This is a genomic window from Citrobacter sp. GW821-FHT07H02 (genome assembly GCF_059418505.1).
On record NZ_JBWKPZ010000003.1, the window covers coordinates 97,976 to 112,517 of the forward strand.

Genomic DNA, 14,542 nt, shown 5'->3' on the forward strand with positions numbered 1-14,542 from the left:
CCTATACCCCAAAGCTTTCGCCGCAGCCACATTCATTCTGCGCTTTCGGGTTGTGAAATTTGAATATTTGATTTAATCCTTCACGCACATAATCGACTTCCGTTCCGTCGATAAACGGCATGGCCTGTAACGGCACATACAGTTTCGCGCCATCGAATTCGAACAGCAGATCGTCATTGTGCGGTTCACTGACCGTCGCCAGCACATAACCAAACCCTGCACACCCGGTTTGCTTCACGCCTAAACGCACACCCTGCATACCCGGTTGCTTATCAACCAGCTCGCGAATATGCGCTGCCGCGGCGGGCGTTAACGTCAATCCGCGCCAGGTAAAGTCGTCCGGGTTAAATGTTCCTGAATGCAATTCCATAGGTTCACCTCATGTCATGAGCCACCAGGGCATAACACCATGTTAGTGATAATGATTATCACTTCAACCCCTCATCCGCAGGGGCATTCGTTTAAATCGCCCTTTTTGGCTACGTTAACTAAGCATAGACCCTGCTACGCGGGATCACAGGGAACGATGTTTTTGTTCAATGCATTGATTAATAATGAATTAATGAGAGGTTATCGTTCTGGCAGGTCAAATCATAAAAGATGTATAGAAAATGCCTATTTATAAAATAGCCGCAACTGGCACGTATCTGGTGTAGCGGAGTACCAACATTGTGAATCGTGCTGAAAAGAAGGAAGAACAGGTATGACGCGTTCGACGACGATCGCCGGCAAACAGATTAAAAGAAGAGGGTTGAAAAAGAGAGAAATGACAGACAGTGAGGAAATGACCAGCGAACGGTCAGCGCTGTGGTACAACGCTGACCGTTCGCCTTCCCCATCCGGCGCTTATCTCCGGCACTCATTTCTGGCTTAGCTCTTGAAGGGGCATAAGAATCCTCTCATAACACCGCAGTGCCTTTTTAACACAAATTGCGGTTTGTTTTATTTATGAGCCATATTAAGCACCTGGACGCTCAAATAATCATCTGAATAGCTCTGATAATCGGGTTTATCTCATTGTGGCCTGCACCGCATCAAGCAACAAACGCAATGCTGCTGGCTGATGATCGCGGGAAAGATACATGCCGTACACCGCAAGTCGCCGTGGCTCCAGTTGCCCTAAAAGCCGAATTAACGCGCCCTCTGCTAATCCCGGGCGAGCCTCTTTTTCCGGCACCAACGCAATGCCCATTCCCGCCTGCGCGGCCTCACATAAGAGCGAGGAGATCCCGGCACTTAAATTTCCTTTGATAGCCACCGATATGGCCTCGTCCTGAGCATTCAGAAAATGCCAGGATTTCCCTGCAAATCCGCTGTAATAGAGACAGTTATGGTGCGCCAGGTCCTCAAGCGTCTGTGGGGTTCCGTGCTGTCGCAGATAATCAGGTGAAGCGCAAAGGACGGATTCACAGTCGCCCAGTCGGCGGGCTATCGTCCCTGGCTCAGGATTGTCAGTAATACGGATCGCCACATCAATGCGTTCGCCCACCAGACTCACCGGTTGATTATTGATCTCAACTTCAATACGCAGTTCCGGATAACGCGCTAAAAAGTCAGGCAGAATCGGGGCCAGAACATGGGTTGCCGTAAAATGCGCGCATGCAACACGTAATATTCCTGAAGGGATTTCGCGTCCGACAGCCCCCGCGATATCGAGGGATAACCTTGCCAGCGTGCGTGTTTTCACCAGCGCCTCTTCCCCGGCAGGGGTAATCGTTAATCGCCGTGATGAACGATGGATCAGTCTGGCGCCTGCCCATTTTTCCATTTCATCCAGATAGCGGCTCACCATCGGTCTTGAGATCCCCAGCGCGCGGGATGCGGCGCTCAGACTGCCCAGATCGCAGATATGATTAAACACCGTTGCCGCCATCACTCTGTCCATTCTTCCCTCATCTGATCGTTTTACGAAACTAAGCATGTCCTGATAGAGGAATTTTAACAGATCGATATTTGCTTAAAATACGAGGCGTAAAGAAAACAACATCCTCTGCATAAGGTTTCCTGTTATGAACGTTAAAACGCTGGCACTGCTGCTGTCATTTGCCGCATCGCCGTTACTCGCCGCCCCGCTTCAACTTGATGTTTATAATCCGCAAGAAAACGGTCTTTTCCCGGTCTCTTCCACGCTGGTTTCCGGCCCGAAAGAGGCCATCTTGTTTGATGCGCAGTTCAGCATCAAAGACGGCGAAAAACTGGTGAAGATGATTCAGGCGAAGGGCAAAAAACTGAAAGCCATCGTGATTACCTCCGGCGATCCGGATTTTTACTTTGGCCTACAACCACTGGTCAGCGCCTTTCCAGAGGTGAAGATCCTGGCGACGCCCCACGTGGTTGACCATATTCGCGCGACAAAAGACGCCAAACTGGCGTTCTGGGGCCCACAAATGAAAGACGGCGCGCCAACAGCGGTGACGGCGCCAACGGTCACCCACGATACCCGTTTCACCGTTGATGGTGAAACGCTGGAACTCCGCCATCCGAATGATTATGCCGCCTATATCTGGATCCCTGCGAACCGTGCCATTCTGGGCGGCACGGGCATTGCTTCCGGCATTCACGTCTGGACGGCAGACACGCAATCGGCAAAACAGCGCGCGGCATGGCGAGACACTCTCAATGAAATGCAGAATCTGAAGCCGGATCAGGTGATCCCAGGGCACTACATTGGCGAACGTCCGGCTGGCGATAGCGCAATCCGTTTCACGCAAGATTATCTGCAATCCTTCGAAAAAGTGCTGGAGGCGAAAAAGGGATCAACGTACGTGATTCAGACGTTAAAAGCCGCCTGGCCGGGGTTAGCGGATGAAAGTTCGCTTGAATTGAGTGCGAAGGTCAACAGCGGTGAAATGGCATGGTGAGCAGATAAAAAATAACCCCGGCGGGAGACTGTCGGGGTTTTCTGTTTGGCATTATAGGCCGTCGCCTTTCAGGCGGTCCGGCATCAATGCACGCCCAGCCGCCAGGCAAAATAAATTTCTTCTTTCAGCTCAGTGGAGGAAAGTGCGAGTAAATCGGCAAATTCCAGCTCGAGTTGTTTCAAACGTTTCAGATACTGCGCGGGAGAAAGCTCGGTTTTATCGCGACGAATAAATTCAATGGCCAGTTGGCTTGGGTCTAATTGGGTAGACATATCATCCTCACTTTTGTTCAAAACGTGCACAGTATATCACTTTCCACTGTGCACATTACGACCAAAAGCAAAATCAGGATGATAATTAAAGTGACGTTGTCACACAATAGCCGTTGTCAGACGTGAAGTACAACACAGGCGTCCCTGTTCATCAAAGATCTCAATTTGCCAGACCTGATGGCGCGAGCCCGTATGCAGCGCTTTACACACGCCCCTCACACGCCCTTCGCGAGCGGAACGAATGTGGTTAGCATTCACCTCCAGCCCCACCACTCTTTGTTCGCCCTGGGTACACAAGTAGCCGGCAACCGAACCGATACTTTCAGCCAGTACGACGGACGCCCCGCCGTGCAACAGGCCAAACGGCTGTTTTGTCCGACGATCCACAGGCATTGTCGCCTCCAGTGTATCGTCACCAATATGCTCAAATCGGATATCCAGCAGTCCGACCATGTTTCCTTCTCCCATCGCATTAAGCGCGTCGAGAGAAACTTCACGTTTCCAGATCATCCAATAATCTCCAACAATGCCTGTAGTGGATGGCGAACGCCGGTGCCTTCAACACGCTTGACCTGGCTCCGGCAGGAATAACCGGTTGCCAGACAGCGGTTGCGCGGCAGTCGCTGCATCGCCTGACGCCATGATAGCTCGTAGATCCCCAGCGAGTTCTCATGATTTTTGACTTCGTGCCCGTAGGTACCCGCCATCCCGCAGCACCCGACGCTGACATTTTCCAGTCTGGCGCCAAATTGGGCAAAAATAGCCCCCCACTGCGCTGGCGCGCCGGGTAAGGCAGTCACTTCGGTACAATGGCCGAAGAAATACCAGGGCTCACCGCTGACCGCCAGCGGCTGTATCGGCTCGAGTACCTTCGGCAGCCATTCATGAACCAGTTGCACGTGGAAATCGCCACGCTGTTCACCCAGCGCCAGGTTGTACTCATCGCGATAGCACAGAACCAGCGCCGGATCGACGCCCACCATCGGTATCCCCAACGCGGCCACGCGATTGAGAAACTCTGACGTCTTCTTCGCGGTTTTTGCAAACCGTTTAAGGAAGCCTTTGATGTGCTGAGCCTTGCCATTCGGCGAGAAGGGCAGCAGCACCGGCTGCAATCCCAGTTTTTCCACCAGGCGGACGAAATCTGCCACCACCTGCGCGTCGTAATAACTGGTGAACGGATCCTGCACCACCAGCACCGTGCGGGATTTTTGCTCGAAACTTAACAACTCCAGCTGTTCCAGCGTCATATTGGCGCTGCGATGCCCGACCATGTGTTGCTGGAGTGACGGCGTAGAAAGCAGCGGCAAATCAACCATCCCAATGTGTTTTTTGGAAAGCGATCGCACCAGGGGTTGATTAATAAAGAAGTTGAATGTTTTTGGCGCCCGCGCCATCAACGGCGCATAGGTTTCCACTGTCGCCACCAGATGGTCGCGCAGAGGACGCAGATAACGCGTGTGATAGAGCTGCAGGAAACGCGAACGGAATTCCGGTACGTCGATTTTGATCGGGCATTGCGTGGAACAGGCTTTACAGGCCAGACACCCGGACATCGCCTCTTTCACTTCATGCGAGAAATCGTACTCGCCCTTGCGGGCATGCCAGCTGTTACGGGTGCGGGCAATCAGAGTACGCAAACTGGCACGTTTTTCCGGCAGTTCGTGTTCCAGCTTAACCGGATCGATACCGCGGTCAGCCAACAGGCGTAACCATTCACGCACCAGCGTTGCGCGCCCTTTCGGAGAATGGATACGGTTAAGACTGATTTTCATTGACGGACACATCGGGCTTTTGGCATCAAAGTTAAAGCACAACCCGTTGCCGTTGCACTCCATCGCCCCACGCCACTCTTGTCTCACCGCGAACGGGATCTGGCGATCGTAGGTGCCGCGCTTCACGGCATCCACCTTCATCATCGGCGCATCAATACCTGCAGGCGGGCAAATCTTGCCTGGATTCAGTCGGTTTTGCGGGTCGAACGCCGCTTTCACGTTGCGCAGTTCACCGTACAGTCGCTCGCCAAAAAATGCCGGGCTGTACTCAGCGCGGAAACCTTTCCCGTGTTCACCCCATAACAGACCGCCATATTTCGCCGTCAGCGCTACCACGTCGTCAGATATTTGCTTCATCAGAATCTCTTGCTGCGGGTCGCACATATCCAGAGCCGGTCGAACGTGCAACACCCCGGCATCAACGTGACCAAACATGCCATAGCTCAGGCCGTGGCTGTCGAGCAAAGCACGGAATTCAGCAATGTAATCAGCAAGATGTTCTGGCGGCACGCAGGTATCTTCGGCAAAAGGAATCGGTTTTGCCGCGCCTTTGGCATTCCCCAACAAACCCACCGCTTTTTTACGCATTGCGTAAATACGTTCGACACCCGCCAGTTCAGTACACAGCTGCCAGCCGATCACGCCAGCCTGTTGCCCGGCAATCAATCCATCGAGTCGCTCGCACAGCGCCTCGATCTGCGCGTCAATCAACGCCTCGTCATCCCCCGCAAATTCGACGATGTTCAGACCCAACATCTCTTTATCCGGCACATCGGTGATGAGTTCACTGACGGAATGCCAGACAATGTCCTCCCGCGCGAGGTTGAGCACTTTAGAATCGACAGTTTCGACCGACAGCGCCCGCGCCTCAACCATAAACGACGCATTGCGGAGCGCAGAATCGAAAGAGTCATATTTCACATTCACCAGACGGCGAACTTTGGGCAGTGGGGTGATATCCAGACGCGCTTCGGTGATGAAGGCAAGCGTTCCTTCAGAACCGGTCAGGATGCGCGTTAAATCAAACTCCGTCATCTCATCATTAAAGACATGACGTAAATCGTAGCCCGTTAAAAACCGGTTCAGCTTCGGGAACTTATCGATAATCAACTGACGGTTTTCACGGCAGCGCTGATAGACCGTATGGTAGATACGTCCTATCGTCGTATTGCTTTTACCCAGCGTCTCAGCAAGTTCGACGGGAAGTGCCTGAGTGTCGAGAATGTCGCCCCCAAGAAGCACTGCCCGCACGCCAAGAACATGATCAGAGGTTTTGCCGTACACCAGCGATCCCTGACCGGATGCATCGGTATTAATCATCCCCCCCAGCGTCGCCCGATTACTGGTCGACAACTCCGGCGCAAAGAAATAGCCATACGGTTTCAGATACTGGTTCAGTTGATCTTTGATCACGCCGGCTTCCACCCGTACCCACCCTTCTTCCGGGTTGATCTCAATGATACGGCTCATGTAGCGCGACATATCAACGATAATGCCCTGATTCAGCGCCTGACCGTTGGTGCCGGTGCCGCCGCCGCGGGGGGTAAAGACAAGAGAGGTGAATCGCGGTTCTGCCGCCAGGCGGGCTAGCAGCGCCACATCTGCCGTTGAACGGGGGAAAAGGACAGCATCCGGCAGAAGTTGATAGATACTGTTATCTGTCGACATTGTGAGGCGATCGGCGTAACTGGTTGCCGTATCCCCCGTAAACCCTTGCTGTTCCAGTGCCTGCAAAAAGTTGAGCACCAGCTGAACGACGCCAGGTGCCTGAGAAATTTGTGGAATCATTATTGACCCTTTCCTGCGGTCTGTGTTGTGGACTCTGGGCCTGTCACGGTAATGGCTACTTTACAGACAATGAGAGGCTGTTCAGCTTCACAACGGTAAATAAAATAGCCTTACAGGGCGGCGCCTAATCGTTTGCGTGTTGCACTATTTGTTGTATCACATTTTTTTCATATGCGCTCAGCAGAATTACAGGCAGAATCACCCTGTCAAAAACCGCTGAAATTGCTCATTATTATATACGAGTGATTCGCGTGTTCAGATCACGTCAACATTCTGACGTACAGAAAAGGTGAAAAGTATTTATGGAAAACATTCGTCAGCCAAGGGATATCGCGCAAGTGCTGCTATTGGCGCTGTTTTTGGTCATCATGATTGTGGCATGTCTGTGGATTGTACAACCCTTTATCCTTGGCTTTGCCTGGGCAGGCACCGTGGTGATCGCCACCTGGCCTGTTTTACTTCTGCTGCAAAAACTGCTCTGGGGCCGCCGTTCTCTCGCCGTTCTGGTGATGACGCTCCTGTTGGTTTTGCTGTTTGTGATCCCCATTGCGCTGTTGGTGAACAGCATCGTCGACGGCAGCGGTCCGCTAATCCACGCCATGAGCGCCGGTGACATGACGTTACCCGACCTTGCCTGGCTGAACAGCATTCCGCTGGTCGGGAGCAAATTGTATGCCGCCTGGCACAATCTGCTGGATATGGGCGGCTCGGGGATTATGGCCAAAATCCGGCCTTATATTGGCACTACGACCACCTGGTTTGTTGGTCAGGCAGCCCATATTGGCCGTTTTATGGTGCACTGTGGCCTGATGCTGCTGTTTAGCGCCCTGCTGTTCTGGCGTGGTGAGCAGGTTGCTTTAGGGGTCCGCCATTTTGCAAGCCGACTGGCGGCAAAACGTGGCGATGCAGCCGTTGTGCTGGCAGCGCAGGCCATTCGCGCTGTGGCGCTTGGCGTCGTCGTCACCGCACTGGTGCAGGCGGTTCTCGGTGGTGTGGGTCTGGCGATCTCCGGTGTGCCTTATGCCACGCTGCTGAGCGTGCTGATGATCCTCTCCTGCCTGGTGCAACTGGGGCCTCTGCCGGTACTGATTCCCTCCATCATCTGGCTCTACTGGACAGGCGACAACACCTGGGGCACCGTGCTGCTGGTGTGGAGTTGTGTGGTCGGTACGCTGGATAACGTGATTCGCCCAATGCTCATTCGCATGGGCGCTGATTTGCCGTTGATTCTGATCCTCTCAGGGGTTATCGGCGGATTAATTGCGTTTGGCATGATCGGCCTGTTTATTGGTCCAGTGCTGTTGGCCGTCTCCTGGCGTCTGTTCTCTGCGTGGGTCAACGAGGCTCCGCTTCCCGATAATGAGCCAAACAACGCTCTGGAAGGACTGGCTGAACCTGAAGAACCCCACAAGTAGATCGTAAAAGTGTGGTGTTGCCGAAGCCTATTTTTCTGGTAAAGCCACACGGCAGAACTGCCCGTTAACAACGCGTCGACGGGCAGTCCCGATATTCCGAAACGCCAAATACTTTAGATTTACTAATCAATCAACCCCTTGATTACACAATATTGTTGCTGAATCTTTCTGTTTTCCCCTCTTTGTGTCGCAAATTCTTTACAGCTTTTAAACTATTGAGACGAATCTGATCGACGCAAAAAATCCCCATGCCTACTATTAGCTCACGGTTATAGATCAACACATTGATTTATAAGCATGGACATCCCCTGAGTGAAACAACGAATTGCTGTGTGTAGTCTTTGCCCATCTCCCACGATGGGCTTTTTTTTATTCCCCTGAAGATGACCCCCTGACCCCTTTATTTCGCCATTGTGTTGAAAATCCCCGGGGCTATGGTTGCAAAACGATGCTGTGTTGCGGCATGTTGTAACGCAGACCAGGTATGTGAAGGGTAATAATGAAGACATTAACAATAAAAAATCTCGTCATTGGCGAAGGCGTGCCGAAAGTGATTGTCTCTTTGATGGGCAAGGACATCGCCACTATCAAGACGGAAGCACAAGCCTATCTCGATGCTGATTTCGACATTCTGGAATGGCGCGCCGACCTTTTTATGGATGTGGGTTCTGCGCAATCGGTGTTGAACGCGCTGGCTCATCTTCGCCAGATTGTGGGAGATATCCCCTTACTGTTTACCTTCCGTAGCGCTCAGGAAGGAGGAGAACAAGCGCTTTCCGTTGAGGAATACACAGCGCTCAATCTGGCGGTAATAGACAGTGGGCTTGCTGACATCATCGATATTGAACTGTACACCGGTGATAAACACGTAGAAGACCTCGTTGCCAGGGCGCATGAAAAAGGGGTTTATGTCGTCATGTCTAACCATGATTTTCACCAGACGCCAGCGGCAGACGAAATCGTCAATCGGCTACGCAAAATGCAGGCTTTGGGGGCGGATATCCCCAAAATTGCCGTCATGCCTCAGTCAAAACGCGATGTATTAACCCTGCTTACCGCCACGCTGGATATGCATGAAAACTATGCGGATCGTCCAATCATCACCATGTCGATGGCTAAAACGGGAGTCATTTCTCGCCTGGCGGGTGAGGTGTTTGGTTCTGCCGCCACCTTTGGCGCGGTAAAAAAAGCGTCAGCCCCGGGACAAATTTCTGTCACTGACTTACGCGCTATCCTGGCTCTCCTGCACTAACAAGGCATAAAAAAACGGCTCCTTTTTACGGGAGCCGTTCTCGATTTACGTGACGTAATCTATTTTACTTCTTCAGTTCCGCCAGGCTCAACCAGGTTTGCACGACGGTGTCCGGGTTCAACGAAAGGCTGTCGATCCCCTCTTCCATCAGCCACGCAGCAAAGTCTTCGTGGTCGGACGGACCCTGACCGCAAATACCCACGTACTTCCCTTGTTTCTTCGCTGCACGAATCGCCATCGACAGCAGTGCCTTGACCGCATCGTTACGTTCGTCGAACAGCGCTGAAACCACACCGGAATCACGATCCAGACCCAGCGTCAGCTGCGTCATGTCGTTGGAACCGATTGAGAAGCCGTCAAAGTACTCGAGGAACTGCTCCGCCAGCAAGGCGTTAGACGGGATCTCACACATCATGATGAGTTTCAGTCCGTTTTCACCGCGTTTCAGCCCCTGACGCTCCAGCTCTTCTACTACCGCTTTCGCCTGATCAACCGTACGCACAAACGGGATCATGATTTCAACGTTGGTCAGCCCCATGTCGTTGCGCACGCGTTTAACCGCATCACACTCAAGCGCAAAACAGTCACGGAAGCTGTCAGAAACATAACGGCCAGCGCCACGGAAGCCCAGCATCGGGTTCTCTTCTTCTGGCTCATAACGCTCGCCGCCCACCAGGTTGGCGTATTCGTTCGATTTAAAATCAGAGAGACGCACGATGACGCGTTTCGGGTAAAATGCGGCGCCCAGCGTCGCGATGCCTTCCGTCAAACGACCAACGTAGAACTCACGCGGCGAATCGAAACCTTTCATCATTTCGCGGATTTCGTTTTGCAGTTTCACGTCCTGGTCATCAAACTCCAGCAACGCACGCGGGTGCACGCCGATCATACGGTTGATGATAAATTCGAGACGCGCCAGGCCAACACCTTCATTCGGCAAACAGGCAAAGTCAAACGCGCGATCCGGGTTGCCAACGTTCATCATGATCTTCAACGGCAGATCCGGCATGGTGTCGACGCTGGAGCTTTTCACACTAAAGTCGAGTAAATCGGCATACACGTAACCGGTGTCGCCTTCAGAGCAGGAAACGGTCACTTTATCGCCATCTTTCATGCGTTCGGTCGCATCGCCACAGCCAACCACTGCCGGGATCCCCAGCTCACGCGCGATGATCGCCGCATGACAGGTACGACCGCCACGGTTAGTCACAATCGCCGCGGCTTTTTTCATGATCGGTTCCCAGTCCGGGTCGGTCATGTCAGTTACCAGCACATCTCCCGGCTCGATACGGTTCATCTCGCTGATGTCATGGATGACCTTCACGGTGCCCGCGCCGATACGGTGGCCAATGGCACGACCTTCCGCAACAATTTTGCCCTGGGCATGCAGCGTGTAACGCTCCATCACCTGACCGCGTGAGCGGACGGTTTCCGGACGCGCCTGAACAATGAACAATTTGCCGGTGTGACCGTCTTTTGCCCATTCGATGTCCATCGGGCGACCGTAATGTTTCTCGATCTGCACCGCTTGTTTCGCCAGCTCCTGGACTTCCTCGTTGGTCAGCGAGAAAATGTCGCGTTGTTCCTGCGGCACATCTTCAATTTTGACCTGCTTTCCGTGCTCTTGCGTCGGCGCATAGACCATACGGATTTTTTTCGAACCCATGGTGCGACGAACAATGGAAGGACGGTTTGCCGCCAACGTTGGTTTGTGCACGTAGAACTCATCCGGGTTCACCGCGCCCTGCACCACCATCTCGCCCAGACCCCAGGCTGAAGTAATGAAGACGACCTGGTCGAAACCTGACTCCGTATCAATGGAGAACATCACGCCGGACGAGGCGAGATCTGAACGCACCATGCGCTGAACGCCCGCAGAGAGCGCAACGCCGCGGTGGTCATAGCCCTGATGCACACGGTAGGAAATCGCACGATCGTTAAACAACGACGCGAAGACATGTTTCACCGCCACCAGCACAGCATCAAACCCCTGCACGTTGAGGAAAGTTTCCTGCTGGCCCGCAAATGACGCGTCTGGCATATCTTCTGCCGTTGCGGAAGAACGCACCGCAAACGAGGCATGAGCATCATCCGCGGAAAGCTGCGCGTACGCATCGCGGATGGCATTTTCCAGCTCAGGCTGGAAAGGAGTGTCGATAATCCACTGGCGGATCTGCGCACCGGCTTTCGCCAGCGCAGTGACATCGTCAATATCCGTTTGATCCAGCAGTTCATAAATGCGCTGGTTTACGCCGCTTTGGTCCAGAAATTGGTCAAACGCATCGGCGGTTGTCGCAAACCCATTCGGTACTGAAACACCCATACCGGAGAGGTTAGTAATCATTTCACCCAGGGAGGCATTTTTGCCCCCAACTCTGTCTACATCATTCATGCCGAGTTGGTTATACCAAAGCACCAGCGGTGACGAGCCATTGTTGGACATCGAACAATCCTTTTGTGATAAATGAACGAGTTTAGGAAACACTTAATTGCGTATTTATCTTTGCATATTTAACCCGCCGAAAAAAACGGTGAATCGTTCAAGCAAATATATTTTTTCTTTTTTCAGATTGTTTCCGCATTTGCGCAAAGCCACGAAGTACGGGCGATCCCCCTAAAAACTGTCGGTATAAACATCAGTTCCAAAAAATGAAATGTACTTTTCAGTAAATATAAAAATAGTGTTTCATTTTATAAAATAAGAGCTGAGTTATACGCTTCTGTCTTTTTTTAATTTATGCTTTCAGAGAATTATGTGTGCTCTTCAGGATGAACAAAATGGATAATGTTGTTGATCGTCATGTTTTTTATATTTCTGATGGTACGGCCATTACTGCCGAAGTGCTGGGACATGCTGTCATGTCGCAGTTTCCCGTGACGATCAGTAGCATCACGCTGCCGTTTGTCGAAAATGAGAGTCGCGCCAGGGCGGTCAAAGACCAGATCGACGCGATTTACCAGCAAACTGGTGTGCGCCCGCTGGTGTTCTACTCCATTGTGCTACCCGAAATCCGCGCAATCATTTTGCAAAGCGAAGGTTTCTGTCAGGACATTGTGCAGGCGCTGGTCGCGCCGCTGCAGCAAGAAATGAAGCTTGACCCGACCCCGATTGCGCATCGCACCCACGGTCTTAATCCCGGCAATCTCAATAAGTATGATGCGCGCATCGCCGCCATTGACTACACCCTCGCGCATGATGACGGCATTTCGTTGCGCAACCTCGATCAGGCTCAGGTGATCCTGTTGGGTGTCTCACGTTGTGGAAAAACGCCGACCAGTCTTTATCTGGCAATGCAGTTTGGCATCCGGGCGGCAAACTACCCCTTTATTGCTGATGATATGGATAATCTGGTGTTACCCGCGTCTCTGAAACCCCTCCAGCACAAGCTTTTTGGTTTGACGATCGAGGCGGAACGTCTGGCGGCCATTCGCGAAGAGCGCCGTGAAAACAGCCGTTATGCTTCACTGCGCCAGTGCCGGATGGAAGTGGCGGAAGTTGAAGCGCTGTATCGTAAAAACCAGATCCCGTGGTTGAACAGTACCAATTACTCGGTAGAAGAAATTGCGACTAAAATTCTCGACATTATGGGATTGAATCGCCGAATGTACTAATGCGCTAGTGCAATGATTCAATTTTCGTTATCATCTCTGATAGCTTGCGAGGTGTGACACGCCTCGCACTTGAAATCAGCAGGGATTGGTTTATCGTGATGCCCATCACTTCCCGGTAGTCCTGCCGTTGAAGCAACAAATTTCTGAGAGATGTAATGAACAGAACCGACGAACTCCGTACTGCGCGTATAGACAGTCTTGTCACCCCCGCCGAATTGGCGCTACGACATCCCGTATCGTCCGCTGTTGCAAGCCACGTTACCGACTCGCGACGCCGGATTGAAAAAATATTGAATGGTGAAGATCCCCGCCTGCTGGTGATCATTGGCCCTTGCTCAATTCACGATCTTGATGCCGCGATGGATTACGCCAGCCGTTTGCAAACACTGCGTTCAAAACATCAGGCGCGCCTGGAAATCGTCATGCGCACCTATTTTGAAAAGCCGCGTACCGTTGTTGGCTGGAAAGGCTTAATCTCCGACCCTGATTTAAACGGCAGCTATCGTGTTAACCACGGCATTGAACTGGCGCGAAAATTACTGCTGAAAGTCAATGAATTAGGCGTACCAACCGCGACTGAATTTCTCGACATGGTGACGGGGCAGTTTATCGCCGATCTGATCAGCTGGGGAGCCATTGGCGCACGGACCACAGAAAGCCAGATCCACCGTGAAATGGCTTCCGCACTCTCCTGCCCTGTCGGATTTAAAAACGGTACTGATGGCAACACACGCATTGCCGTCGACGCCATTCGCGCCTCCCGCGCCAGTCATATGTTCCTTTCACCGGATAAATCGGGCCAGATGACCATTTATCAGACCAGTGGCAACCCTTATGGTCATATCATTATGCGTGGCGGTAAAAAGCCCAATTACCACGCTGAAGATATTGCCGCCGCCTGCGATACCTTGCACGAGTTTGATCTGCCGGAACATCTGGTGGTGGACTTTAGTCACGGCAACTGCCAGAAGCAGCACCGCCGCCAACTGGACGTGTGTGATGACGTTTGCCAGCAAATTCGTAATGGCTCCACTGCGATTGCCGGGGTCATGGCCGAAAGTTTCTTGCGTGAAGGCACGCAGAAAATCGTTAGCGGTCAACCGCTGGTGTACGGTCAGTCGATTACCGACCCCTGCCTGAACTGGGAAGACACCGAACTGTTGCTGGAAAAATTAGCCTCCGCCGTGGAGTGCCGTTTTTGATGTACGGCCCATTCCTTCGGGGATGGGCGCTTCCTTCCTCACCCTTATTTTGCTCATCACCCTCTTCGCTACGCATCAACACGCAACGCTCATTTAACACTTGCCGTTACCGTCCATATTATTGATAATAATAATCATTGTTAAATTGATTTTTATTAATGAACGCTATGTCACGTATGGATCGCACCGAGTCACCTCATTCTAAGGAAAAGAGCAGCGTCCCTCCCCCCAATGATACGGAACGGCGGATCAGCAGCCAGACGTTATTAGGTCCACAAGGAAAAGTGATCATCGATCATGATGGTCAGGAGTATCTGCTGCGTAAAACGAACGCCGGTAAGCTTCTCCTGACCAAATAAACTGTT

General features: G+C 52.2%; 12 protein-coding genes and 1 other RNA gene. 7 read left to right on the forward strand and 6 right to left on the reverse strand.

Features of this window, described 5'->3' with window-relative positions:
* Position 1 precedes the first annotated feature (1 nt).
* On the reverse strand, positions 2 to 370 hold the full coding sequence (gene sufA, locus AC07NP_RS05685; protein WP_203357987.1) for a Fe-S cluster assembly scaffold SufA: 369 nt from the start codon (positions 368 to 370) through the stop codon (positions 2 to 4).
* Between the two features lie 639 nt (positions 371 to 1,009).
* On the reverse strand, positions 1,010 to 1,885 hold the full coding sequence (locus AC07NP_RS05690) for a LysR family transcriptional regulator (protein ID WP_494659833.1): 876 nt from the start codon (positions 1,883 to 1,885) through the stop codon (positions 1,010 to 1,012).
* Positions 1,886 to 2,009: 124 nt separating this feature from the next.
* Here AC07NP_RS05690 and AC07NP_RS05695 point away from each other — a divergent pair, with 124 nt between their 5' ends.
* Positions 2,010 to 2,861, forward strand: a complete 852-nt coding sequence (locus tag AC07NP_RS05695; protein WP_494659834.1) for a Vmh family MBL fold metallo-hydrolase — start codon at positions 2,010 to 2,012, stop codon at positions 2,859 to 2,861.
* Between the two features lie 83 nt (positions 2,862 to 2,944).
* On the opposite strand, the gene AC07NP_RS05700 is transcribed toward AC07NP_RS05695, so the two are convergent.
* The 3 genes from AC07NP_RS05700 to ydiJ form a co-directional block, all read right to left on the reverse strand.
* Positions 2,945 to 3,133, reverse strand: a complete 189-nt coding sequence (locus tag AC07NP_RS05700; protein ID WP_203357990.1) for a YdiH family protein — start codon at positions 3,131 to 3,133, stop codon at positions 2,945 to 2,947.
* 99 nt (positions 3,134 to 3,232) lie between these two features.
* Complete coding sequence (gene menI / locus AC07NP_RS05705; RefSeq protein WP_203357991.1) at positions 3,233 to 3,643, reverse strand: 1,4-dihydroxy-2-naphthoyl-CoA hydrolase; 411 nt, start codon at positions 3,641 to 3,643, stop codon at positions 3,233 to 3,235.
* Positions 3,640 to 6,696: a D-2-hydroxyglutarate dehydrogenase YdiJ gene (gene ydiJ / locus AC07NP_RS05710; RefSeq protein WP_494659835.1), complete on the reverse strand. Its 3,057-nt coding sequence runs from the start codon at positions 6,694 to 6,696 to the stop codon at positions 3,640 to 3,642. The genes menI and ydiJ overlap by 4 nt, the downstream gene beginning before the upstream one ends.
* A 302-nt stretch (positions 6,697 to 6,998) precedes the next feature.
* Between ydiJ and ydiK the strand changes: the two genes are divergently transcribed.
* From ydiK to aroD, 3 genes are all read left to right on the forward strand, one after another.
* Positions 6,999 to 8,111: an AI-2E family transporter YdiK gene (gene ydiK / locus AC07NP_RS05715; protein ID WP_494659836.1), complete on the forward strand. Its 1,113-nt coding sequence runs from the start codon at positions 6,999 to 7,001 to the stop codon at positions 8,109 to 8,111.
* 265 nt (positions 8,112 to 8,376) lie between these two features.
* Positions 8,377 to 8,484, forward strand: an RNA gene (gene rprA, locus AC07NP_RS05720) — antisense sRNA RprA.
* 126 nt (positions 8,485 to 8,610) lie between these two features.
* Positions 8,611 to 9,363, forward strand: coding sequence for a type I 3-dehydroquinate dehydratase (gene aroD, locus AC07NP_RS05725; protein ID WP_494659837.1), 753 nt, complete (start codon positions 8,611 to 8,613; stop codon positions 9,361 to 9,363).
* Positions 9,364 to 9,427: 64 nt separating this feature from the next.
* On the opposite strand, the gene ppsA is transcribed toward aroD, so the two are convergent.
* Positions 9,428 to 11,806 carry a phosphoenolpyruvate synthase gene (ppsA, locus tag AC07NP_RS05730; protein ID WP_203357995.1) on the reverse strand — a complete coding sequence of 793 codons (2,379 nt, stop codon included), beginning with the start codon at positions 11,804 to 11,806 and terminating at the stop codon, positions 9,428 to 9,430.
* Positions 11,807 to 12,141: 335 nt separating this feature from the next.
* Between ppsA and ppsR the strand changes: the two genes are divergently transcribed.
* The 3 genes from ppsR (at position 12,142) to hemP (ending at position 14,536) form a co-directional block, all read left to right on the forward strand.
* Positions 12,142 to 12,975: a posphoenolpyruvate synthetase regulatory kinase/phosphorylase PpsR gene (ppsR, locus tag AC07NP_RS05735; RefSeq protein WP_203357996.1), complete on the forward strand. Its 834-nt coding sequence runs from the start codon at positions 12,142 to 12,144 to the stop codon at positions 12,973 to 12,975.
* A 155-nt stretch (positions 12,976 to 13,130) separates the two neighbouring features.
* The gene (gene aroH / locus AC07NP_RS05740; protein WP_203357997.1) at positions 13,131 to 14,177 is read left to right on the forward strand and encodes a 3-deoxy-7-phosphoheptulonate synthase AroH; all 1,047 of its coding nucleotides are present in this window, start codon (positions 13,131 to 13,133) and stop codon (positions 14,175 to 14,177) included.
* Between the two features lie 167 nt (positions 14,178 to 14,344).
* On the forward strand, positions 14,345 to 14,536 hold the full coding sequence (gene hemP, locus AC07NP_RS05745; RefSeq protein ID WP_203357998.1) for a hemin uptake protein HemP: 192 nt from the start codon (positions 14,345 to 14,347) through the stop codon (positions 14,534 to 14,536).
* Positions 14,537 to 14,542 lie beyond the last annotated feature (6 nt).